This is a genomic window from Streptomyces sp. NBC_00178 (assembly GCF_036206005.1).
GTDB lineage: Bacteria > Actinomycetota > Actinomycetes > Streptomycetales > Streptomycetaceae > Streptomyces.
The window spans coordinates 7,009,742-7,030,500 of the sequence record NZ_CP108143.1; the positions used below are offsets into that span (position 1 = coordinate 7,009,742).

The window sequence follows — 20,759 nt, forward strand, 5'->3', positions numbered from 1 at the left end:
GACGGCGGGCGGGATCCTCCCGTGCCGGTCCGGCGCACGATCGGCACCCTACTGCCGAGATCACCCGAGAGGTTCGCAGGCGCGTCGTCGCCGGCCCGGCGGCCGGCAGGAACAAGGTGTTCCGGCTCGGCTGCCGGAACACCTGCCTGCGTGGCGGGACGGGTGGAGGCGGTCCCGGGCGGCAGAGCCACCCGGCAGCCCCGCCGTCCCGGGCGACGCCGTCTCAGGCCGCTGCGTCTCAGGCCGCGGCGTCGAGCACGACGCGGAAGCGGGCCTCACCCGACAGCATGCGCTCGTAGGCCTCGGGTGCCTTGGCGAAGGGCATGACCTCGACGCTGGGGCGGATGCCGTGGGCGAGGCTGAAGGCGAGGTTGTCCTCGTTCTCGATGGAGGATCCCGTCAGGCTGCCGACGACCGAGTGCGTACCGAAGATCAGGTCGGGGGTGGCGATGGTGATGGGGTCGGGGGCCGCGCCGACGACGACCAGCTTGCCGTTCGGGGCGAGACCGCGGACCAGCGGGTTCATGGAGGCACCGCTGGTGGCCGTCGCGACGATGATGGAGGCACCGCCCAGCTCGGCCAGTGCCGCCCCGGGGTCCGTGCTGTTGCTGTCGATGTAGACGTGGGCGCCGAGCTGCCGTGCGTAGGACTCCTTGTCCTTGCCCCGGGCTATGGCCGCGACCCGGTAGCCGAGGCTGCGTGCGTACTGCACGGCGACGTGGCCGAGCCCGCCGATGCCCTGCACCGCTACGAGCGCACCGGCCCTGGTGGGGCCCTGCTGGAGCGCGATGAAGGTGGTCAGGCCGGCGCAGAGGAGGGGCGCCGCGTCGATCGCCGATATGCCGTCGGGGATACGGACCAGGCCGCTGGCGCGGGCGTAGGCGACCTCCGCGTAGCCGCCGTCGACGGTGGTGCCCGTCTGCTCCTGGGCGGTGCAGTTCACGAAGTCACCGCGGCGGCACGACTCGCACTCCCCGCACTGTCCGTTCAGGAAGCCGACGCCGACGCGCTCACCGGGCTGCCAGGCGGTGACGCCGGCGCCGACGGCATCGATCACACCGACGATCTCGTGACCGGGAACCAGCGGCTGGGACGGGTCGGCGCGCAGGCCCTCGATGGCCAGCACGTCGGTGTGGCAGATTCCGCAGGCCTCCACACGGAGGCGTACGTGCCCGGGTGCGGGCTCGACCAGCTCGCGCTCCACCAGCTGGAGGTTGTGGACGCCGGTTGCCTCGAAGGCTCGGTAGGTGGACATGACTTCTCCTGGGGGTCGTTCGGCGCACGAATGCGGGGGAGTGAAGGGCCGGTGCGGAAGCGATGGCCTTGGTGCGCACCGGGTCCGCAACGGGATCGACGGTCGGTGAGGAGCGAGGTCCGCCATCAAAATGACCGGTCGACTTAAACAAGCGTAACCCATCGCGGGTGCGGTGCGCCCCGGGTGCTCACATGTGTCGCGTTGGTTTGGGTGGGGTGCAGTGGAAAAGAGACGAATCCCGATCGAGAGGTTCGCGCCGCCGCGTCCGTGTGCCACGCGGCTCGTCCGCGTAGGGACGGGCACTACCCGGGGAGGGGGCGCCTCGTGTGCGCGCCCGGCGGGAGCCGCGGTCGGTGGACCTGTGGCCGGCCGGGCCGCGGGGGCGTACCCGTCGTGAGCCCGCACGAAGGGGACACGACCGGTATAATATGGTCAGTCGTCTTGCTGTGCCGCAACCTCAGGGCTCCCACTGTGCAGACACCCGTTCCGCCGTGTGGAGCGTGCTGGTGCGGTGGACCGACACAGGGCGGCCGTCGGCGTACGAGGAGGCGAGTGAGTTGGGGCGAGCATCGAAGCGCGAGCAGATCGCGCAGGCGGCCTTCGAGCAATTCCATGAGCGCGGCTTCAACGCCACGGGCATCAGTGACATCACCACGGCCGCCGGCGTACCCAAGGGCTCGTTCTACAACCACTTCCCCAGCAAGGAGGCGGGCGCCCTGGAGGCGCTGAGCCGGTACGCCGACACCTTGCGCTTCGATCTGCTCACGACACCGGGCCAGGCTCCGCTCGAGCGCCTCCGGGCGCACTTCGAGTACCTGAGCAGGGACACCGTGGACAACGGGTTCGTCCGGGGCTGCCTGGTCGGCAATTTCGGGGCCGAGGTCGCCGACCACAACGACGAGATCCGGTCCGCGGTCAGTAGCGGCTTCGCACAGTGGGCCTCCCGGCTCGGACAGGTGCTCACCGAGGCGAAGGAGTCCGGTGACGTGGACGGCTCCCTGGATGTGGACGCCACCGCACTGTTCATCCTCAGCGCCTGGGAGGGAACGCTGATCGCGGCGCGGGCCGACAAGTCGGCGGCGCCCGTGGACGCGTTCTTCCGCACCGTCTTCGATGTGGTGCTGCGCTGAGGGTTCAGCGGCTCGCCTTGCCCGATCTCGTCCGGCACCGGAACCGTCCTCCGAGGGTCTCCGGGTCGGGGCCGGCTGTCTGACTGCCCTGGGGCGGGGCCGGCCGCCCGGGAAGGCGACGGTGCGGTGTGGCCCCGGCTCCCCTTAGCGGTCCGTGCTTCTGTGCCGGCGAGGGGCGGGGACCATCCGTATGCGGTGAAGGCCGCGCCGCGACCGGGTCGCAGGTCCGCCCGCGCCGCGCGGCGTCTCCTGCCGTAGCGGCTGCGCGCGCGGCAGTGTCGCCCGGAGCTCCGGTGATGTGCCGCCCCCGGTCTCGTCCTCGTCCTGCGTGAACGGCCGGTCGGCCAGCCGGCCGGAGTCATGGCAGGTCCTGTCGGCGCCACCGGACACCTTCGGACACACGTGTGTCGCGCATCACGGTCGGGTGTTGATTGACGCAAGACGACCGGTCGTCTATATTCGAATCCGGGTCGGCAGATCAGCCTTCGCCCGAAACCCCCCTTCGAATGGAGCACCCCGTGGCTACTCCCATCAAGCTCGCTGTCGTCTACTACTCGTCCACCGGCACGATCACCGAGATCGCCAAGGAGCTGCACGACGCGGGCGTCAAGGCCGGCGCCGAGGTCCGTCTCCTCAAGGTCGCCGAGCTCGCCCCCCGGGAAGCCATCGAGTCCAACCCGGCCTGGGCCGCGAACCACGCTGCCACCGCACACATCGCCGAGGCCACCCCCGCGGACATCGACTGGGCCGACGCCGTCATCTTCGGCACGCCGACCCGCTTCGGCAACGTGTCCGCGCAGCTGAAGCAGTTCATCGACACGCTGGGCGGACTGTGGGCCGAGGGCAAGCTCGCCGACAAGGTCTACAGCGGCTTCGTCTCCTCCGCCACGGCTCACGCCGGCCAGGAGGGCACGCTCCTCGCGCTCTACAACTCGGTGCACCACTTCGGTGGCCTCACCGTGACGCCCGGCTTCACCCAGCCGCACAAGTTCGTGGACGGCAACCCCTACGGCACCTCGCACGTCGACGGCCAGGGCAGCAAGCCGGTCGACGACGTCACCCGTACCGCCGCTCAGATCCAGGCCGAGCGCGTCATCCGGATAGCTGCCGCGATCCAGGCTGCCGCCTGATCGCAGGTATCTCGGCGCGGCCAGGCCGCCCGCCTTCCCCGGGCCGAGGCCCGGACGGGGGCGGAGCCGGAGCCGGCCGGTTCCCCGACGACGCCGGGCGCGTCCCGCTGCCGACGCCGCGGGACGCGCCCGCCTAGCAGGCTGACGGCGGCGGGATGACGATATGTACATCGGCCGGGCCGGTATCCGCGGCAACGAAAGGTGTTCCCCCGGTGAGCGGGCGGGTGCGTCACGCCACCGGGGGAAGCAAGAGAGGGAGAGATCATGAAGGAATTCCTGGTCGAGCTGACCACCACGGTGCCCGAGGGCACCGACCCGGCAGAGGTCGACCGCCGTCGCGCCGTCGAGTCCACGCGCGCGGCGGAGCTCGCGTCCCAGGGGCGCCTGTTCCGTCTGTGGCGTCCTGTGGGTGAGCTGCGCAGTATCGGCGTCTGGCGCGCGGACGACGAGTCGGAGTTGCGTGAGCAGGTCCTCGGGAGCCTTCCCCTGTGGCCCTGGATGACTGCTGTGATCACCCCCCTCCAGTCGCACCCCAACGATCCGGGCCAGACCGTCTGAGCAAGGCCGCGCGGCGCTGTTCCGCGCCGTGACCCCAGCTACGGCGATGCCGTGGGCAGAGTGAACCTGAGCGAGATGAGGAACTCCTGATGGAGAGTGCAGAAGCACAGCGAACCGCCCTGCGCGGAGTCATGGACGGATGGAAAGCAGCGGTCGACGCGCACGAGCCGGAGAAGGTCGCCTCGTACTTCACCGACGACGCCATCTTTCAGGGACTGCGCCCCTACAGCGTCGGCCGTGAGGGTGTAGCCCAGTATTACGACTCGCAGCCCATGGGGCTCAAAGCGGAATACGAGGTACTCGAAACCCGGTCGCTTTCCGAGGACGTCCTGCTCGGTTATCTGAGTGTCGACTTCTCATTCGTGGACCGGCCGACGATCGGCGTCGTCCTCGCCGTCGTGCTCACGCGCGCCGAAGGCGAGTGGCGCATCGCGCACTACCAGGTGTCCAAGAACGACTGACGAATACGTCGATCGGCGCCGGTAATGCGATGGGGCGGGGTTGGATATCCAACCCCGCCCCATCGCATTACCGGCAGGCCTCGTGCCGACGCGTGTCGTCGGTCCGCCGCCGAGCACACAGGGACGGCCCGGGGCCCCGCCGGATCCGGCGGGGCCCCGGGCCGTCCCTATGTGTGGGTGCGGCCGCCTCGGCGTGAACGCGCGGGAGGCGGGCGCGAGGCGTCTCAGGAGTTCTCAGAAGTGGTCGACGTCCACGACCGCCTGAGCGAAGGCGGTGGGTGCCTCCTGCGGCAGGTTGTGGCCGATGCCGGCGAGCGTGCGGTGGGCGTACGCGCCCGTGAAGCGGTCGCGGTAGGAGGCCCCGTCACCAGGTGCGGTGAAGGGGTCCAGCTCGGCGTCGAGCGTGATGGTGGGTACGCCGATGACGGGCCGGGTGGCCAGCCGCCGCTCGTACCTGTCGAAGCGCGACTCGCCGTCGGCCAGGCCCAGCCGCCAGCGGTAGTTGTGGATGACGACCGCGGCGTAGTCGGGGTTCTCGAACGCGGCGGCCGTGCGCTCGAACGTGGCGTCGTCGAAGTCCCAGGTGGGGGACACCGTGTCCCACACCAGCCGGCCCATGTCGTGGCGGCCCGCCTTGTCCTCCATCGCGAGACGGCCGCGCTCCGTGGCGAAGTAGTACTGGTACCACCAGGCGTGCTCCGCCTTCGGGGGCAGCGGCATCTTCTGTGCCTCGACGTTGGTGATGAGGTATCCGCTCACCGAGACCAGAGCCTTGACGCGCTCCGGCCAGAGCGCGGCGACGATGTCCGCGGTGCGGGAGCCCCAGTCGAAGCCGGCCAGGAGAGCCTTCTCGATCTTGAGGGCGTCCATGAGGGCGATCACGTCGAGGGCGACCGCGGACTGCTGCGCGTTGCGGAACGTGCGGGAGGAGAGGAAGCGGGTCGAACCGTGGCCCCGGAGGTACGGCACGATGACCCGGTACCCCTGGTCGGCCAGCAGGGGGGCGACGTCGACGAAGCTGTGGATGTCGTACGGCCAGCCGTGGAGGCAGATGACGACGGGCCCGTGCGCGGGCCCGGCCTCGGCGTATCCCACGTCCAGCACCCCGGCCCGCACCTGCTTGAGCTTGGAGAACGAGGTGTGGGTGCCGGGTGTCAGAGCGGGCACCGTCGGCGCCCCGGCGCCACCCCGGGTGGTGGCCGTCGACGCTGCCGATACACCCTGCAATCCCGTCAGTGACACCGCGGCCGCTCCGGTGCCGAGGCCCACGACCTGGGTGAAAGTACGCCTGTTGATCATGTGACATCTCCGTCGTGCGGTTCTCAAGTGTGTGTGCAGGCGCCGGCGATGACTGACCGTTCAGTCTTCGCGGTGCGACTGGACGATGACTGTTCCACACCGAACGTCACCAGTCAAACAGGTGACGTTGGGCGTGTCGGTGCGTCGGAAAGGGGGGCGACACACCGGTGACCGGAGGAGCGCACTGCGCACTCGACATATGTGTCGGCCCTTCATATGTATGTCGAGTCAACCATCTGTGTGTCTTCACTTCACAGGAGGGTGGCCGAGTCGTCCGGCGGTGGGCGCCGCGCCCGCCCTCGGCACCTGCCGGGAATCCATGGCAGGTGGGCCGCGCTCGGGCGGGCGGTTCTCGCCGGGGCCGCCACCGTCCGACGTATGCCACCGGTGGGTCGCCGTCGGTGGGAGGTTCGAGGTCCCACCAGGGAGGATGCCGGTCCTGGTGCCGTCGGGTGCTGCGACCACAGACTTGTCGCCATGGGAAGTGTGCGGAACAACGACCTCGTGATCCCCGGCGCCGGCTCGGGAAACGTCACCGGCCCCGCGTCGGGCGTGGCCTCCGGTCCTGTGGAGACATCGCGATCGGCCTGGATGCACGTCTCCCAGGCCGCGGCGGCACTCGCCACGGGAATGGGAGTCGGCCGCTTCGTCTACACCCCCATCCTCCCGCTGATGCACGCGCAGGCAGGGCTGTCGGCCGGAGCGGGAGCCGACCTGGCGACCGCGAACTACGTCGGATACCTGATCGGGGCCCTGGCCGGAACCTTCGTTCCGCGACTCGGCCGCTCGTCGGCCGTCCTGCGGGGCTGCCTGCTCGCGCTGGTCGCCTCCCTGGCCGCGATGCCGCTGACCCACAGCACTGTTCTCTGGGTGCTCCTGCGCTTCGGCGCGGGAGCCTTCAGTGCGATGATCTTCGTGATCGCCGCCAGTTCCCTGCTGAGCCGCCTGCGCGACCATCCGGCCCACCTGCCGGGCTGGGCGTTCGGCGGCGTCGGGGCCGGCATCGCGCTGTCCGGCCTGCTGGTCCTGCTGCTCCGCGATGTCGGTGACTGGCGGACCGCCTGGTGGGCCTCCGCCGCGCTCGCCGCGGTGCTCACGGTTCCCGCCTGGGGCCTGCGCCCCGAACCCGCTCCTTCGGTGCCCCGTGCCGGCTCGACGCGGGAGGAGCCCACCGGCGGGCCGCGTACGCACCGGTGGTTCACCGCGCTGTTCGCGTCCTACACCCTGGAAGGAATCGGCTACATCATCGCGGGCACCTTCCTCGTCGCGGCGATCGAGCAGAGCTCTCCCGGCTGGATCGGCAGCGGTGCGTGGGTCCTGGTCGGTCTTGCGGCCGTGCCCTCGGCGGCGTTGTGGTCGTGGCTGGGACGCCGGTGGTCCCGCCCCGATCTGCTGCTGGCCGCGCTGGTCGTGCAGGCCGTGGGCATTGCGCTGCCCGCCCTGGTGGGCGGGGTCTCCGCGGCGCTCATCAGCGCGGTGCTGTTCGGAGCCACCTTCATCGGAGTCAGCACCCTGGCACTCGCCACGGGAACGCACCTGCGGGTGCCGCGCGCCGTGGCCATGCTGACCGCCGGATATTCGGTCGGCCAGATCCTCGGGCCGCTGGTGGCCACGCCTCTCCTGCGCCACAGTTACCACCAGGCCCTCTTCCTGGCGGCGGTCGTCGTACTCGGGGCGGCCCTGACCGCGTTCCTTCTCCGCATCGGGTTCCCGCACAGCATGCCGCCCACCGGTCCCGCCGCTCATGCGGCGACCGCGGCCGGCCGCGGCCCGGCCTCCGCCGGGTCCGCGGGGAGGGAAGAGGAATAGTGGTTGTCGCGGCGTGATCTCCCGCGTTCCGGAGCCGGACGGAAAGGCGGCTCGAGGTGACCGGATAATCCGGTCGTCGGCAGAGGACGGGGCGCGGCCGAGGGGCCTTCGTATTGCTCCGCCGCGATTCCCGGCATCCCATGGGCGTGCGGGAGAATGCATGCGCGTGACCTACTCCATCGCGCCGCCCTCTACACTGCGCTTATGGCAGACGCGACGACGATCGAACCCCTCAACCCGGACGAGGAGGCCTTCCTCCGGGCTCTTGGCAAAGTGATGGCCTTTTTGCCTCGAACTGTCGACGCGGACATGTTCGACGAACATCCGATCTCCAGCACCGAGTACATGGTCCTGGTGCATCTTTCGGAGGCGCGGGACAACCAGATGCGGATGAGCGAGCTGGCCAATATGTGCGGCCTCTCGCTGAGCGGCATGACCAGGGTCGTCAAGCGGCTGGAACTGCAGTCACTGGTCATCCGGGAGAAGTGCCCGGACGACGGGAGGGCGTGGCTCGCGAGCCTCACCACCGACGGGTGGGCGCAGCTCAAGGCGGCCTGGCCGTCGAACCTGGCGAGTGTCCGGCGTCACGTCTTCTCCCGCATGGAGGGATGCAACATCGCCGCGGCCGCTGAAGCACTGGAGCGCATAGTCGCACCGTGACACCTCGGCGTACCGAGGTGTGAGGAGACGGCCGCCGGAAGGCGGACCGGTACGAGGCGCCCCGCCCGACAGATCGTCGGGCGGGGCGCCTCGCGTTGTGCGAGGACTTCCGTCGCGTATCGCCTTCCTGCGTCATGCGCGGGTCGGGTGCCTCTGCCGCCGCCATCGCGTCACCTGTTTGACAGGTGACGACCGGAACTGTCAGACTGTCACCTGTTCAAGCGGTGACGTGCCGCTCGATGTCAGTTCATCTCCGAGGGAGTGCGGACGATCATGGATCTGAAGCTTGAAGTCGTGGTTCTGCCCGTTTCCGACGTCGACCGGGCCAAGGCCTTCTACGAGGAGGCCGGCTTCCGTCTCGACGTCGACTATGTCGCCGACGAGAACTACCGGGTGGTCCACCTGACGCCTCCGGGGTCCCAGGCATCCATCCTGTTCGGCACCGGCGTCACGACCGCCGCGCCGGGATCGGTGCAGGGGCTGCACCTCATCGTCTCCGACATCGAGGAGGCTCACGCCGAGCTGTCCGCACGCGGCGTCCCGATGGGCGAGATCTTCCACGACGCGGGCGGCGTCTTCCACCGGGGTACGGACGAGGCGCGCGTATCCGGCCCGCACCCCGAGCGTGCGAGCTACGGATCGTTCGTTGCGTTCACCGACCCCGACGGCAACGGCTGGGTGCTCCAGGAAGTGACGACACGGCTGCCCGGCCGCTGACCCGCCACCGCGGAGAGACGGGCGTGCCTGCTGTTGCGTGAGCTGCGGCGCGGACGCCCGCGTGCGACAGCCGACGCGCAGCCGGCCGGCCCTCCGCCACCGGTCCTGAGGGGATGTCACCCGAGGGAACAGCTGAAGGTGACGGACGGTCCACCCGCGTCCGGTCCAGGAGTGGGCCGCGACCGGTCACTTGGTCGGCGGCCCGTCCGTGCCTCGCCGGTGCCGCGTGCGTGGTCACGCGGATGCGGACGTCGGGCACGGATATGCGCCGGGGCGGCCGGGTAGCATGGCGCACGTGGAGTTGCGTCAATTGCGGTATTTCGTGGCCGTCGCCGAGGAGCTGAACTTCGGCCGGGCCGCCGAGCGCCTGCTGATCGCCGGCCCTTCGCTGTCGCAGCAGATCAAGGCGCTCGAACGCGACTTGGGCGTCCGGCTCTTCGACCGGGACCGCCGCTCGGTGTCGCTGACATCTGCGGGCACGGCGCTGCTGCCGCACGTCCGCGCCCTGCTGGAACGCGCCGAGGACCTGAGGGTACGCGCCGGGCGGATGTCCGGATCCGAACCGGTCAGGCTCGGTCACGTCAGCTGGCTCCCGCCCCATCTCACCGCCCGCACCGCGGCGGTGGCGCAGCTTCACATCGACCCCTGGGTCGCCCCTTCCCACACCCAGGCGGCCCGAGTGGCCGACGGGAGCCTGGACCTCGCCGTGTGCTGGGTGCGGACCGACGACCTGGAGCAGCACGGCCTGAGCGCCAGGCTGCTAGGCGCCGACCGACTGTACGCCGTCGCCGCGGGCGACGACCCGAGCGCCGTGCGGGCCCGGGACACCGTCGTCCTGCTCGACGACGACACCACGTCGTGGTCGTCCTGGAACACCTACGCCGAACTGCTCGCCCGTGACACCGGGGCCCGGCTGGTGCGTGTGGCGCCCGGTGGCACGAGCGGAGCGGCGTTCTTCGACCACGTCCGCGGCAGCGGCCGGCCGGTCGTCAACAATCCGAAGGGCCAGAACGGCGTCATACCGCCCGGCCTCATCCAACGGCCCGTCGTGTCACCGGAGATCTTCTGGACCTGGTCGCTGGTCTGGCGCCGGAGCGACACCCGCCCCGAGGTCCTCGCCGTCGTCGACGCACTGTGCCACGACGTGGGAGACCTCGGACTCGGTGACGCCGGGACATGGATACCCGACGGGGACCCGTACAAGCGATAGCGATGCGCGGTCCGCCCCCGGAGACCGGGCGCCTCAGGCGACCGCTCGCTCCACAGGGCCACGCCCGTGCCCGCCGCAACGGGGGTGCTCCGTCGTGTCCGCGGCTCCGGTGACGCCCGGAGGCCGCTGACACGTGCCGGGCCGGACGGTCGCGTCCGCCGCCATCCCGGGTCAGGCGTTCTTCCCGCCCCTGTCGCGGTAGGTCTCGAGGATGCGCAGCCAGACCTCGCTGATCGTCGGGAAGGCGGGGACGGCGTGCCACAGGCGGTCGATCTTCACCTCACTGGTGATCGCGACGGTCGCCGAGTACAGGAGTTCCTGGGTTCCCGGGCCGACGAAGGTCGCACCGACGACGTTGCCGTGCTCGGCGTCGATCAGCACACGGGCCATGCCGCGGTAGCCGTCGGCGTACTGCACCGCGCCGGCGATGCGGCCCATGTCGTAGTCCACGACGTCGACCCGGCGACCCGCGCTCTCCGCCTCCTTCGCCGTCAGGCCCACGCTCGTCACCTCCGGTTCGGAGAAGACGACTTGCGGCACGGCGTCGATGTCGGCCGTCGAGGCGTGCGTCCCCCACCTGCCGTCGTCGAGCTTCTCGTCCTTGGCGCGCGCTCCGATGATGCCGCCGGCGATCCGCGCCTGGTACTTCCCCTGGTGCGTCATCAACGCCCGGTGGTTGACGTCGCCCACCGCGTACAGCCACCCCTCGGGTACGTCTGTCACCCGGTAGGAGTCGTCCACGTTCAGCCAGTCGCCTGGGGTCAGACCGACGGTCTCCAGGCCGATGTCCGCGGTGTGCGGCGAGCGGCCCGTCGCGAACAGGATCTCGTCCGCCGTCAGGGAGTCCCCGTCAGCCAGCGTGATCCGTACGGGACCTGACGGCCCGTCCTCCCGGACGACGCCGCTGACGGACGTGCCGAAGCGCACATCCACGCCGGAGGCACGAAGGGACTCCGCCACCATCTCCCCGGCGAACGGCTCCATCCGGTGCAGAAGCCCCTTGTCGCCCCGTACCAGCATGGTCACCTGGGAACCGAGCGCCTGGAACGCCGTGGCCATCTCCACGGCCACCACGCCACCCCCCACCACCGCGAGCCGGTCGGGCACGTGCCGGGCCGCGGTGGCATCACGGTTGGTCCACGGACGAGCCTCCGCCAGGCCCGGGAGGTCCGGGAAGGCGGTGACCGTCCCGGTGGCCACGGCCACGACGTGCCGCGCGGTCAGCCGCACCGTCTCACCGTCAGCGGTCGTCACGACCACCTGGCGCGGACCTTCCAGCCGGCCGTGACCGCGCACCAGATCCACGGACACGGAGTTCAGCCACTCGACCTGATCCTCGTCCTGCCAGTAGGCGGACATCTTGTCGCGGTGGGCGAAGACCGCGGCGACGTCCAGTGGACCCTGGACCGCGGCCCGGATTCCGGGCACCCGGCGGGCGTCGGCACGCGCCACGACCGGCCGGAGCAGTGCCTTGCTGGGTTCGCACGCCCAGAACGAGCACTCACCGCCGAGCAACTCGTTCTCGACGATCACCGATGTGAGTCCGGCGGCACGAGTGCGGTCCGCCAGGTTCTCGCCGGCGGGCCCGGCTCCGAGAACCACCACATCGTAGACGCGAGAAGTGCTGTTCATTCCCCAGCTCCGTCCTTCGTTCGAGTCGTGGCCGCTGCGCCGCGCCCGGTGACCAGGGCTCGGCGCGAGTCGGCCGGCAGCAGGTGACGCAGCGCTACTCCATCTTGCTCCAGTTGCGGGGACATCGCCTGGTGGGTAGCGGCAGATCCAGGAAGGGGCGCTGCGAGGTGTGCCGGGCTCCGGTGGGTACACCCGTGATCAAACCTACGTGACCGAGAGGTGTGACCGGATACGGGGATGTCCGCACATGCCTGCGAGCCGCCACCGGAGGACCGGTGGCGGCTCGCAGAGTCGGTGCTGCCCGTCAGAGCACGGAGGCCAGCTCCTGAAGGATCCGGGCCGTCGGCTCGTCGCGGGTGTGTCGGTAACCGGTGCCGGCCCACAGATGGATCCGCTCCGGGTCCTGGGCGGCGGTCGCCGCTTTGCGCATCGGGCTCGTCAGGTGGTGCAGGGCGGGATAGCCGTGCGGCGCGACGTCGCTGTAGGTGTCGGTGAACCGGTTGCGCAGCGCCCTTGCCGGTCTGCCCGTGAAGGCCCGGGTGACGGTGGTGCCCCGGCTGTCCGGGGCGGTGAGCGCGGTCCGGTGGGGGAGGGAGGTCCCTGCTTCGTCGGCACGCAGAAGAGCGGTCCCGACCATCACCGCACCGGCTCCGGCCCGGACCGCCTCGGCGACCTGGTCCGGTGTCGCGAGCCCTCCCGCACCGATGAGGGGAAGGCCCACGCTCTGCCGCACCTCGGCCAGGAGCTGGGGGAGGGGGACGGCAGCCGGTGTGTGCTTCGGGGTGAAGGTACCGGAGTGACCTCCCGCTGCCGAGGCCTGGACGATGAGCATGTCGACACCGGCCTCGGCGGCGGCCGCCGCCTCCGCGGGTGAGGTGACCGTCTGCAGGACGAGGGTCCCGGCCGCGCGCAGCGACCTGATGACCTGGGCGTCGGGCAGGGCGAAGGTGAAGCTGACCGCCGGGACGGGCTGTGACAGCAGCAGATCGATCTTCTCGTGCCAGTGGTCGTCGTCCTCGATGATCCCGAGGCTGCCGAGGTCGAGACCGTGTGCCTGGGCCTCGGGCATGATCGCCCGGATGTATTCCTCGAAGGCCGCCGGGTCGACCGGGTGGGAGCCGGGTGCGAAGAGGTTGACGCCGAACGTGCCGCCACTGGCGCGCACCTCGTCGATCTGCCCGGTCAGCGCGGCGATGTCCTTGTAGCCGGCCGCGACGAAACCCAGACTGTCCGCACGCGCCGCGGCGACGACCAGTGCCGGCGTGCCGGGGCCACCGGCCATCGGCGCGGCGAGAACGGGGTTACTCACTCCGAGATCGGCCAGTGGCGCGTTCATGTCTGTCTACTCTCCTGACGGTGGCAGAGGTGGCAGCGAAGGCCGCTCCTCGGAGCGGCCACGCTCCTCGTGGTCAGTGCCCGGCGGTCTGGCCACCGTCGACGGGCAGGATGACGCCGGTGACGAACGGGGCGGTCTCCAGGTAGATCGCCGCTTCGCTGATGTCACTGATCTCACCGATGCGGCCCACCGGGTGCAGCTCACCCAGCGCGTCGTGGGTCTCCTCGGCGTGCATCGGGGTCTTGATCGTACCCGCGGCGATCGCGTTCGAGCGGATTCCCTGGGACGCGTATTCGATCGCCAGCGCCTTCGTGACGGCCTGCAGCCCGCCCTTGGACAGGGAGGCCAGGACGGCGGGCACGTTGGAGTTGGGGTGCTCGACGAGGCTGGTGGTGATCTGCACGACGTGACCGCCGCCCTGCTTGAGCATTTCCGCGATCGCGAGCTGGCTCACCCGGAAGAAGCCGGCGACGTTGACCGCGAGGACAGCCTCGTAGTCCTCTTCGGTGTACTCGGTGAACGGCTTGGAGATGAAGATCCCCGCGTTGTTCACGAGGGAGTCGATGCGGCCGAAGCGCTCCACGCCTGCCGCGATCACGCGCTCGGCGGTGGCGCGGTCGGAGATGTCGCCCTGGATGGTCAGGATGTCCGGGTCCTGCGACTCGGCGATGTTGCGCGAGGTGGCTACGACGGCGTAGCCGAGCTTCCGGTAAGCGCTGACGATACCCGCGCCAATGCCCTGCGACGCACCGGTGACGACGACTACCTTCTGGTCCTTGTTGCTCATGACGACCTCCCGCGACTGTGATGGAACCGGTCGCTAGCCGACCGGTCTTCTAAATGTAGACGATCGGTCGTCTAAGGTCAATCACCTGCTCGGGGTGTGTCGCGGGGCGGTGTGGGGTTCGGCGGCCTGCTCGACCGGCCCGCTCGCCGGCCCGCATTGGCCGGAAGGTGTGTCCGGGTGTGCGGCGCCGTCCGCCCCTCCTGTCCGCCCTCATCGGCGCGGAGTCGCGCACGGGGGTGACGGTGGACTCGGACTCCGTTTTTAGCGCCGGGGTACGGGTGTCGTGGTCCGCGCGCAAGGACATGGGCGTGTCGCCGCATAACGGTTGGGTGAACGAACGGAGGTTACTAGTCGAATGGTCGTATACTAACTGCATGGGCCGTACGAGCGATGCCAGAAGCAAGATCCTCACCGCTGCGCAGTCTCTCATCGAACTGCGCGGATACTCGGCGCTGGGCGTGGCGGAGATCTGCAAGACCGCCGGTGTGCCCAAGGGTAGTTTCTATTACTTCTTCGAGTCCAAGGAAGTCCTGGCGCTCGCCGTGATCGACGAGCACTGGGCCGCGCAGCAGCGGGACTGGGACCGCATCCTGCTCAGTGACCAGGAGCCCCTCCAGAAGCTCCGGCAGCTGTTCGAGGAGACCAAGGCCGCTCAGCACGCCGGTCAGGCCACCTGCGGATCGGTTTCCGGGTGCATGTTCGGCAACCTCACGCTCGAGATGAGCACGCAGACCGAAGCGATCCGCCTGCGGCTGCAGCAGATCTTCGAGGCTCAGGTCGACATGGTCGAGGCCACCATCCTGGAAGCGCTGGGGCGCGAGGATGTGGTGGTGGCGGATGCCCGTGAGGCCGCTCGTTCCGTCGTGGCGCAGTTGGAGGGCCAGGTGCTCCTCGCGAAGCTGTACAACAACACCTCCCAGCTCGACGCGCTCTGGCTGAACTGCCAGGCGCTGCTGGGGGCGCGGTCCGAGCAGGAGATCCCGGCGGCGTGACTCACCGGTGACGGCGTGACTCACCGGTGACCGCTGTGACTCGGGCCTTCAGAGGGACTCGGGCCTTCAGAGGGACTCGGGCCTTCAGAGGGACTCGGGCCTTCAGAGGGACTCGGGCCTTCGGAGGAACCCGGGCCGACGCCGCCGACGCCTCCCCGTGAGCGGACGGCCGGCGACTCGGCACCCACGCCGGGTGCTGTCCATTCGCCGCGGTCGCTGCCTTCATGCATGGGTGCTGACCGGCCGGGTGCCTCGGCGGGTGAGGGCCCGGCAGCTCGAGCGGTCTCGCTGTCATGTAGAGGGTCAGACCCAGGGCGTGCCGATGCCGTCGACCGGTCGCGCCGGCGAAGTGCGTGCGACCCGGCGGTGCCGTCCGTGGCCGGCGACCGTCGCGTCGCCTGAGCATCGCTGATCGTCCTCGGCCTCCGGGCCCCGGTGCCGGCCGGTTCCGTAGACGGTGAAGGTCGTGCCAGGCCGGACGAGCTCGGTCTGTACGTCGACGACGGTGGAGTGAGCCATGGGATTTTCCCCTCCGGATGGGTCGGTTCTCGTCTGCTGGCGAGAGGTCGAATGGTGGTTCGGAGTCGTCGGGCCGCAAGGCCGCGCCCACAAGGGGCGCGCACGGCGGGTGACCGGGGCAGCCGTAGGATGCCGGTCGTGCGGAGCCGACTCCTCGTAGCGGTGGGTGGTGTCGGGGCATGATCGACGTCGTCGCTCGAGCGATGATCATTCGACACTCGAACCACTGGGCCGTTACATACTAGTTGCTACGCGAAGCAACTATAGGGATGTTTCTGCGTGCGAGCAAGCGGCGCCCCTCGCGGGGTTTCTCCGGCGCCGGCACCGTCGACGGGTGTGCTGCCCGCGCCCCGGTGCTGCTTGCATTCCGGAGCCGTGGTGGCGACTGTGGGTGTGTGGCGACGCGCCGCTCTTTGAGTGCTCCGCGCCGCACGTGCATACGTGTCTCCGGGCAGTGAGCCCGTTGGCCCTCCGCATGCCCAGAGGGTTTAGGTCCTATTGATTAGGTACTCTGTAACCTCAATTACTCGGCATCCGCCCCACGTGGATGCAGTGACGAGAGGTAAGACTCATGGGAACCGACGCCGTCGAACTGGCCCGAGGGCTGTTCCGCATCCTCGAAACCGGTGACGCGGCTCTCGCCGCTCAGGTGGTGGCCGACGACTTCCACAACCGTGAGGCTGCCGTCGCACCTGCGGCCTGCTCGATCCCCGGGCCTGCCGGTGTGCTCGCCTCGGGTGCGTGGATGCGCTCGGCGTTCAGCGACCTGCGCTTCCCGATCCTGGAGGCGGTGGAGGGTGACGGGCAGGTCTGGGTCCGGCTGCGTATGCAGGGCCGCCACACCGGGGCCTTCGTGCGGTTCGACGAGGGTTCGCTGGACCAGGCCATCCCCCCGACGGGGCACGAGATCGACTTCGAGCAGATCCACGTGCTCGATCTGCGTGACGGCAAGGTGGTCCGGCACGAGGCCGTGCGCGACGACATCACGATGCTGGGGCAGCTCGGCGTCTTCCCGCCCGCTCCGGCGACGGCGATGCGGATGGTCGGCTGGAAGGTGAGCGGACGCGCGTCCCGGGCGGCGGCGCAGGTCACGGCCCAGGCGGCCGAGGCGGCCGCCCTCGTGAACCGCCCCGTCTGAACCTGAGGCGGATGGGCGCTGGTGGAGGGCTGACAGCCCTCCACCAGCGCCCATCCGCCTTTTCTGCGCCCGCGCGCCCGGGACTCGCTGCCTCCACCCTCCGGGTTCGTGGCACGTCTGCCGTGCGCGGAGTGGGCCAACGGTCCGCCGAGCAGGTGTCGGGTCTTCGCGTCCCCGGTCCGCAGGTCCAGAGGTCCGGGGCGTCCGCCCCCTGTGCCCGTCCGCAGCACCTGTCCCCACGGTTGCGCCTGCCCCCGCAGTGCCCGTCGGTGATGTCGTGTGCGCCTTGTGGCACCTGCCCCGTCGTGTACGTCGCGCGCCGCCTCGCCGGCCGGGCGTCGGTGTGTGCTCCGGCCGCGGTCGCGCCCATCTCGTCGCCCTCGACGTCGTCGACCGGGTCGAAGATGGGTGTACTCCCTATGGCCTGCGCGGCCGGGGCTCGCGCGCCCGGCATTTCGGTTCGCCTCGACGTGAGGCACCAGTCAGTTCCCTAATGCTTGACGAAGCAATTGTTCGTGTTATGTTGCTTGTCGAGGCAAGGTTCTGCTTGCTTCGGGAGTGTCTCCACGAAGGGTTTTCGCATGGTCAAGATCGGTATCATCCTTGGTAGCACCCGCCCGGGCCGTAATGGTGAGGCGGTGGCGCGTTGGGTGTACGACGTCGCTTCGCAGCGCACGGACGTCGAGTTCGAGCTGGTTGATCTGCTGGACTACAACCTGCCGCACCTCGACGAGATGATGCCGCCGTCGATGGGTCAGTACGCGCAGCCGCACACGCAGGCGTGGGCGAGCAAGATCGCTTCGTTCGACGGTTTCGTCATGGTGACGCCGGAGTACAACCACTCGACGTCGGGTGCGCTGAAGAACGCGATCGACTTCCTGTACGGGGAGTGGAACAACAAGGCTGTCGGGTTCGTGGGTTACGGCTCGGTGGGTGGTACGCGTGCGGTGGAGCACCTGCGTCTGATCGCGGGGGAGCTGCAGATGGCGGACGTGCGTGCGCAGGTGGCGCTGTCGCTGTTCACGGACTTCGAGAACTTCAGCACGTTCAAGCCCGGTCAGCACCAGGTCGACTCGCTGAACGCGACGCTGGACCAGGTCCAGGCCTGGAGCGCGGCCCTCGCCCCGCTCCGCGCCGCCTGACGCCCCACACGTCGGCCCGACGTTCTGCCTCGTCTGTGGGGGCCGCCTCAGGCGGCCCCCACAGGTGAACCGCCCCGTCGCGGGCGGACCCGGCGCGACGGACGGCCCTCGGCGTCAATGGCGCCGCCGAGCGGCCGTCGGTCCGCCCGGGCCACGCCTCGGCCTCGTACGCATTCGAGGCGGGCCCACCCCTCTTACTCGGCGACTTCTGTACGTCACGCAGCCTGGGCGCACTCGATCCGCGTGCCCACGCCGCGCAGACCGCGCGCACGGCACGAAGCGCGTCGGGCCACCGGCGCCGACTGTGGCACGGCGGTCCGGTACGGGCGGCCGCGTTTCCGAGAACCCCTGATCCGGTCGGCCGGCGGCCCTGGTCGAGCGTCGTGCTCCCATGGGCCCGCACGGCTTATGACCTGTGGGGTCCGTGCGCCCGCGCGGCGAGTGACCCGCGGAACTCCCGGCCTCCCCAGGCACGGGTCACCGGTGGCGGGGTACACGAGGCTGATGGTCCACCAGAAGGTTCCGGGCCGTCGGCTCCCGGCGCGAAGCGGCCCGGCCGGCCCGTCCCGGCCCGGTGCCGGCGTCCGCCCATTGAACCGCCGAGCCGCGCCACGCGTACCGACATCTGCCGGACCAGGACGTGCGTCCGAGGTTTCAGCACGTCAGGATGGTCGGGTGGCCCTTCTCGGCGGGAACCCATCAGCACCAAGGACAGCAGGACACTAGGAGCCAATCGCATGAGTACTTCAGCTCAGATCGGTGTGACCGGCCTCGCAGTCATGGGGCGCAACCTCGCCCGGAACTTCGCCCGCAACGGCTACACGGTCGCGCTGCACAACCGGACCGTGGCCCGGACGAAGGCCCTCGCGGAGGAGTTCGGCCACGAGGGCGACTTCATCGTGGCCACGTCCGCGGAGGAGTTCGTCGCGGCGCTGGAGCGGCCGCGCCGCCTGGTGATCATGGTCAAGGCGGGAGACCCCACCGACGCGGTCATCCAGGAATTCGCCCCGCTCCTCGAACCCGGCGACATGATCATCGACGGTGGCAACGCGCACTTCGCCGACACCCGCCGGCGTGAGCACGCACTGCGTGAACAGGGCATCCACTTCGTCGGGACCGGCGTCTCGGGTGGTGAGGAGGGCGCCCTCAACGGGCCGAGCATCATGCCCGGTGGTTCGAAGGAGTCGTACGAGTCCCTGGGCCCCATGCTGGAGAAGATCTCCGCGAAGGCCAAGGACGGCTCTCCCTGCGTGACGCACGTGGGACCGGACGGCGCCGGGCACTTCGTGAAGATGGTGCACAACGGCATCGAGTACGCCGACATGCAGCTGATCGGTGAGGCGTACGAACTGCTGCGCGACGTCGCGGGATATTCGCCCGCGCAGATCGCGGACATCTTCCGCACCTGGAACACCGGCCGCCTCGACTCCTATCTCATCGAGATCACCGCCGAGGTCCTGTCGCACGTCGACGAGGCGACGGGCAAGCCGTTCGTGGACGTGGTCCAGGACCGTGCCGAGCAGAAGGGCACCGGCCGCTGGACCGTGCAGATCGCGCTCGACCTCGGCGTCCCGGTGTCGGGCATCGCGGAGGCCGTCTTCGCGCGCTCGCTGTCGGGGCACGCCGACCTGCGCGAGGCTTCGCGGGGGCTCGCCGGACCGAAGGCACGACAGCTCGGCGAGTCGGAGGCCGCTGCATTCGCCGACCGTGTCGAGCAGGCGCTGTACGCGTCGAAGATCGTGTCGTACACGCAGGGATTCCACGAGATCGCCGCGGGCAGCGACGAGTACGGCTGGGACGTCGACCTCGGCTCCGTCGCGTCGATCTGGCGCGGCGGATGCATCATCCGCGCGGCCTTCCTCGACCGGATCCGCGCCGCCTACGACGGCCGTCCCGATCTGCCGAGCCTGCTCTCCGACGACACGTTCGGCCAGGAGATCGCCGACGCCCAGGACGACTGGCGTGAGGTGCTGGTCGCGGCGACCCGTCAGGGCGTCCCCGCGCCCGGCTTCGCGGCGGCCCTCGCCTACTACGACGCCCTGCGCGCGGAGCGGCTCCCCGCCGCACTCACGCAGGCGCAGCGGGACTTCTTCGGCGCGCACACCTACCGGCGCACGGACCGCGACGGTTCGTTCCACACATTGTGGGGCGGCGACCGGTCCGAGGTATCGGCGTAGGCGGGCGCCCCTGGTGCCATTGCCCCAAGGTCCACCCGGCTGTGCCCATCGGTGCGGCCGGGTGGTGCCGTCCCGGTCCGTCCGACGCGGGCGGGTGGTGGCGCTCCGGCCCGTTCGACGCGGCTCGCCGGACGAGGCGACGGGATCGGCCCGTCGCCATGCCGGTCTCCCGGTGGTTCGGCTACGGGGCTGAAGGCCGCGCTGCCGCGGGGGAGAGCGGAGCCGCGTCCAGCAGAACGCTCGCCGCGGCGCGCGCGGTGGTGGCGGCCGCGGGGTCGTGGTCCATCCGCGCGGACTGCGAGGCTCCGTCGTACAGGAAGTGCAGCATGCGGGCCACCTCCTCGGGCGCCGCATAGCCGGCCTCCGTGGCCAGTGCCGTGAGCAGGTCGCTCAGCCACGTCCTGTTGCTCTCGGCGGCCCGCCTGATCGAGCTGTTCTCCGGTGCCTCGGCAGTGGCCCGGGCGAACGCGCAGCCGTTGTACCCGGCCTCGGTGAACGCCTCGCCCTGGGCGTCGAATACTCCCAGCAACTGCTCGCGCGGGGTCCGGAAGCGGGTCAGCGTGCGGGTGATCCGGTCCCGGAGGCGCACGCTCCGGTGGTCCAGATAGGCGCAGACAAGACCTTCCTTGTTGCCGAAGGTGTTGTAGAGGGACGCCTTGGCGACGCCTGCGTGCTCGATCACCCGGTCGATGCCGACGGTCTGAACTCCCTCACGGTAGAAGAGCTCGTCGGCGGCTCCGAGCAGACGCTCGCGCGCCGACAGCTTCGTACCGGTTCTGGGCGCCATGACCATCACTCCCTCAGACA

19 protein-coding genes are annotated in these 20,759 nt (G+C 70.0%); 12 read left to right on the plus strand and 7 right to left on the minus strand.

The features are described from left to right. Window positions 1-238: 238 nt before the first annotated feature. Complete coding sequence (locus OHT61_RS30880) at window positions 239-1,255, minus strand: alcohol dehydrogenase catalytic domain-containing protein (RefSeq protein WP_329042723.1); 1,017 nt, start codon at window positions 1,253-1,255, stop codon at window positions 239-241. A 557-nt stretch (window positions 1,256-1,812) separates the two neighbouring features. Between OHT61_RS30880 and OHT61_RS30885 the strand changes: the two genes are divergently transcribed. From OHT61_RS30885 to OHT61_RS30900, 4 genes are all read left to right on the plus strand, one after another. Next, the gene (locus tag OHT61_RS30885; protein ID WP_329042724.1) at window positions 1,813-2,385 is read left to right on the plus strand and encodes a TetR/AcrR family transcriptional regulator; all 573 of its coding nucleotides are present in this window, start codon (window positions 1,813-1,815) and stop codon (window positions 2,383-2,385) included. A gap of 518 nt (window positions 2,386-2,903) precedes the next feature. Then, complete coding sequence (wrbA, locus tag OHT61_RS30890) at window positions 2,904-3,515, plus strand: NAD(P)H:quinone oxidoreductase (RefSeq protein ID WP_329042725.1); 612 nt, start codon at window positions 2,904-2,906, stop codon at window positions 3,513-3,515. 264 nt (window positions 3,516-3,779) lie between these two features. Beyond that, complete coding sequence (locus OHT61_RS30895; RefSeq protein ID WP_329042726.1) at window positions 3,780-4,073, plus strand: muconolactone Delta-isomerase family protein; 294 nt, start codon at window positions 3,780-3,782, stop codon at window positions 4,071-4,073. Between the two features lie 89 nt (window positions 4,074-4,162). Continuing rightward, window positions 4,163-4,534, plus strand: coding sequence for an SgcJ/EcaC family oxidoreductase (locus tag OHT61_RS30900; RefSeq protein WP_329042727.1), 372 nt, complete (start codon window positions 4,163-4,165; stop codon window positions 4,532-4,534). Window positions 4,535-4,768: 234 nt separating this feature from the next. Here the strand turns inward: OHT61_RS30900 and OHT61_RS30905 are convergent, their stop codons facing one another. Further along, complete coding sequence (locus OHT61_RS30905; protein WP_329042728.1) at window positions 4,769-5,833, minus strand: alpha/beta fold hydrolase; 1,065 nt, start codon at window positions 5,831-5,833, stop codon at window positions 4,769-4,771. Window positions 5,834-6,463: 630 nt separating this feature from the next. Here OHT61_RS30905 and OHT61_RS30910 point away from each other — a divergent pair. The 4 genes from OHT61_RS30910 to OHT61_RS30925 all read left to right on the plus strand — a co-directional run bounded on the left by OHT61_RS30910 (window position 6,464) and on the right by OHT61_RS30925 (window position 10,229). Continuing rightward, on the plus strand, window positions 6,464-7,642 hold the full coding sequence (locus OHT61_RS30910) for a YbfB/YjiJ family MFS transporter (RefSeq protein ID WP_329043443.1): 1,179 nt from the start codon (window positions 6,464-6,466) through the stop codon (window positions 7,640-7,642). A 204-nt stretch (window positions 7,643-7,846) separates the two neighbouring features. After that, entirely contained in the window at window positions 7,847-8,302 is a 456-nt protein-coding gene (locus tag OHT61_RS30915) for a MarR family winged helix-turn-helix transcriptional regulator (protein WP_329042729.1), read from the plus strand. A 273-nt stretch (window positions 8,303-8,575) separates the two neighbouring features. Beyond that, entirely contained in the window at window positions 8,576-9,019 is a 444-nt protein-coding gene (locus OHT61_RS30920; RefSeq protein ID WP_329042730.1) for a VOC family protein, read from the plus strand. 286 nt (window positions 9,020-9,305) lie between these two features. Further along, window positions 9,306-10,229 (plus strand): LysR family transcriptional regulator, encoded by a 924-nt coding sequence (locus OHT61_RS30925; protein ID WP_329042731.1) that lies wholly within the window; start codon window positions 9,306-9,308, stop codon window positions 10,227-10,229. A 171-nt stretch (window positions 10,230-10,400) separates the two neighbouring features. Here OHT61_RS30925 and OHT61_RS30930 read toward each other — a convergent pair whose 3' ends face one another. The 3 genes from OHT61_RS30930 to OHT61_RS30940 form a co-directional block, all read right to left on the minus strand. Next, entirely contained in the window at window positions 10,401-11,861 is a 1,461-nt protein-coding gene (locus OHT61_RS30930) for a dihydrolipoyl dehydrogenase family protein (RefSeq protein ID WP_329042733.1), read from the minus strand. Between the two features lie 304 nt (window positions 11,862-12,165). After that, a complete protein-coding gene (locus tag OHT61_RS30935) occupies window positions 12,166-13,197 on the minus strand; it encodes a nitronate monooxygenase (protein WP_329042735.1) in 1,032 nt (343 codons plus the stop codon). Window positions 13,198-13,270: 73 nt separating this feature from the next. Beyond that, window positions 13,271-13,984 (minus strand): SDR family NAD(P)-dependent oxidoreductase, encoded by a 714-nt coding sequence (locus tag OHT61_RS30940; RefSeq protein ID WP_329042736.1) that lies wholly within the window; start codon window positions 13,982-13,984, stop codon window positions 13,271-13,273. 374 nt (window positions 13,985-14,358) lie between these two features. On the opposite strand from OHT61_RS30940, the gene OHT61_RS30945 reads away from it, so the two are divergent. Then, complete coding sequence (locus tag OHT61_RS30945) at window positions 14,359-14,976, plus strand: TetR/AcrR family transcriptional regulator (RefSeq protein ID WP_329042738.1); 618 nt, start codon at window positions 14,359-14,361, stop codon at window positions 14,974-14,976. Window positions 14,977-15,279: 303 nt separating this feature from the next. Here OHT61_RS30945 and OHT61_RS30950 read toward each other — a convergent pair whose 3' ends face one another. Then, window positions 15,280-15,495, minus strand: coding sequence for a hypothetical protein (locus tag OHT61_RS30950; protein ID WP_329042739.1), 216 nt, complete (start codon window positions 15,493-15,495; stop codon window positions 15,280-15,282). A gap of 571 nt (window positions 15,496-16,066) precedes the next feature. Here OHT61_RS30950 and OHT61_RS30955 point away from each other — a divergent pair. The 3 genes from OHT61_RS30955 to gndA all read left to right on the plus strand — a co-directional run bounded on the left by OHT61_RS30955 (window position 16,067) and on the right by gndA (window position 19,952). Then, window positions 16,067-16,633: an ester cyclase gene (locus OHT61_RS30955; protein ID WP_329042741.1), complete on the plus strand. Its 567-nt coding sequence runs from the start codon at window positions 16,067-16,069 to the stop codon at window positions 16,631-16,633. Between the two features lie 581 nt (window positions 16,634-17,214). Beyond that, complete coding sequence (locus tag OHT61_RS30960) at window positions 17,215-17,775, plus strand: NADPH-dependent FMN reductase (protein ID WP_329042743.1); 561 nt, start codon at window positions 17,215-17,217, stop codon at window positions 17,773-17,775. Window positions 17,776-18,512: 737 nt separating this feature from the next. Further along, window positions 18,513-19,952 (plus strand): NADP-dependent phosphogluconate dehydrogenase, encoded by a 1,440-nt coding sequence (gene gndA, locus OHT61_RS30965; RefSeq protein WP_329042744.1) that lies wholly within the window; start codon window positions 18,513-18,515, stop codon window positions 19,950-19,952. A 181-nt stretch (window positions 19,953-20,133) separates the two neighbouring features. Here gndA and OHT61_RS30970 read toward each other — a convergent pair whose 3' ends face one another. Beyond that, a complete protein-coding gene (locus OHT61_RS30970; RefSeq protein ID WP_329042746.1) occupies window positions 20,134-20,739 on the minus strand; it encodes a TetR/AcrR family transcriptional regulator in 606 nt (201 codons plus the stop codon). Between the last annotated feature and the right edge of the window lie 20 nt (window positions 20,740-20,759).

Bases quoted from the DNA above. Each gene is read 5' to 3' on its own strand.
- OHT61_RS30880 (WP_329042723.1), bottom strand. From the start codon at position 1,255: ATGTCCACCTACCGAGCCTTCGAGGCAACCGGCGTCCACAACCTCCAG.
- OHT61_RS30895 (WP_329042726.1), top strand. From the start codon at position 3,780: ATGAAGGAATTCCTGGTCGAGCTGACCACCACGGTGCCCGAGGGCACC.
- OHT61_RS30900 (WP_329042727.1), top strand. From the start codon at position 4,163: ATGGAGAGTGCAGAAGCACAGCGAACCGCCCTGCGCGGAGTCATGGAC.
- OHT61_RS30905 (WP_329042728.1), bottom strand. From the start codon at position 5,833: ATGATCAACAGGCGTACTTTCACCCAGGTCGTGGGCCTCGGCACCGGA.
- OHT61_RS30910 (WP_329043443.1), top strand. From the start codon at position 6,464: ATGGGAGTCGGCCGCTTCGTCTACACCCCCATCCTCCCGCTGATGCAC.
- OHT61_RS30915 (WP_329042729.1), top strand. From the start codon at position 7,847: ATGGCAGACGCGACGACGATCGAACCCCTCAACCCGGACGAGGAGGCC.
- OHT61_RS30920 (WP_329042730.1), top strand. From the start codon at position 8,576: ATGGATCTGAAGCTTGAAGTCGTGGTTCTGCCCGTTTCCGACGTCGAC.
- OHT61_RS30925 (WP_329042731.1), top strand. From the start codon at position 9,306: ATGGCGCACGTGGAGTTGCGTCAATTGCGGTATTTCGTGGCCGTCGCC.
- OHT61_RS30930 (WP_329042733.1), bottom strand. From the start codon at position 11,861: ATGAACAGCACTTCTCGCGTCTACGATGTGGTGGTTCTCGGAGCCGGG.
- OHT61_RS30935 (WP_329042735.1), bottom strand. From the start codon at position 13,197: ATGAACGCGCCACTGGCCGATCTCGGAGTGAGTAACCCCGTTCTCGCC.
- OHT61_RS30940 (WP_329042736.1), bottom strand. From the start codon at position 13,984: ATGAGCAACAAGGACCAGAAGGTAGTCGTCGTCACCGGTGCGTCGCAG.
- OHT61_RS30945 (WP_329042738.1), top strand. From the start codon at position 14,359: ATGGGCCGTACGAGCGATGCCAGAAGCAAGATCCTCACCGCTGCGCAG.
- OHT61_RS30950 (WP_329042739.1), bottom strand. From the start codon at position 15,495: ATGGCTCACTCCACCGTCGTCGACGTACAGACCGAGCTCGTCCGGCCT.
- OHT61_RS30955 (WP_329042741.1), top strand. From the start codon at position 16,067: ATGGGAACCGACGCCGTCGAACTGGCCCGAGGGCTGTTCCGCATCCTC.
- OHT61_RS30960 (WP_329042743.1), top strand. From the start codon at position 17,215: ATGGTCAAGATCGGTATCATCCTTGGTAGCACCCGCCCGGGCCGTAAT.
- gndA (WP_329042744.1), top strand. From the start codon at position 18,513: ATGAGTACTTCAGCTCAGATCGGTGTGACCGGCCTCGCAGTCATGGGG.
- OHT61_RS30970 (WP_329042746.1), bottom strand. From the start codon at position 20,739: ATGGCGCCCAGAACCGGTACGAAGCTGTCGGCGCGCGAGCGTCTGCTC.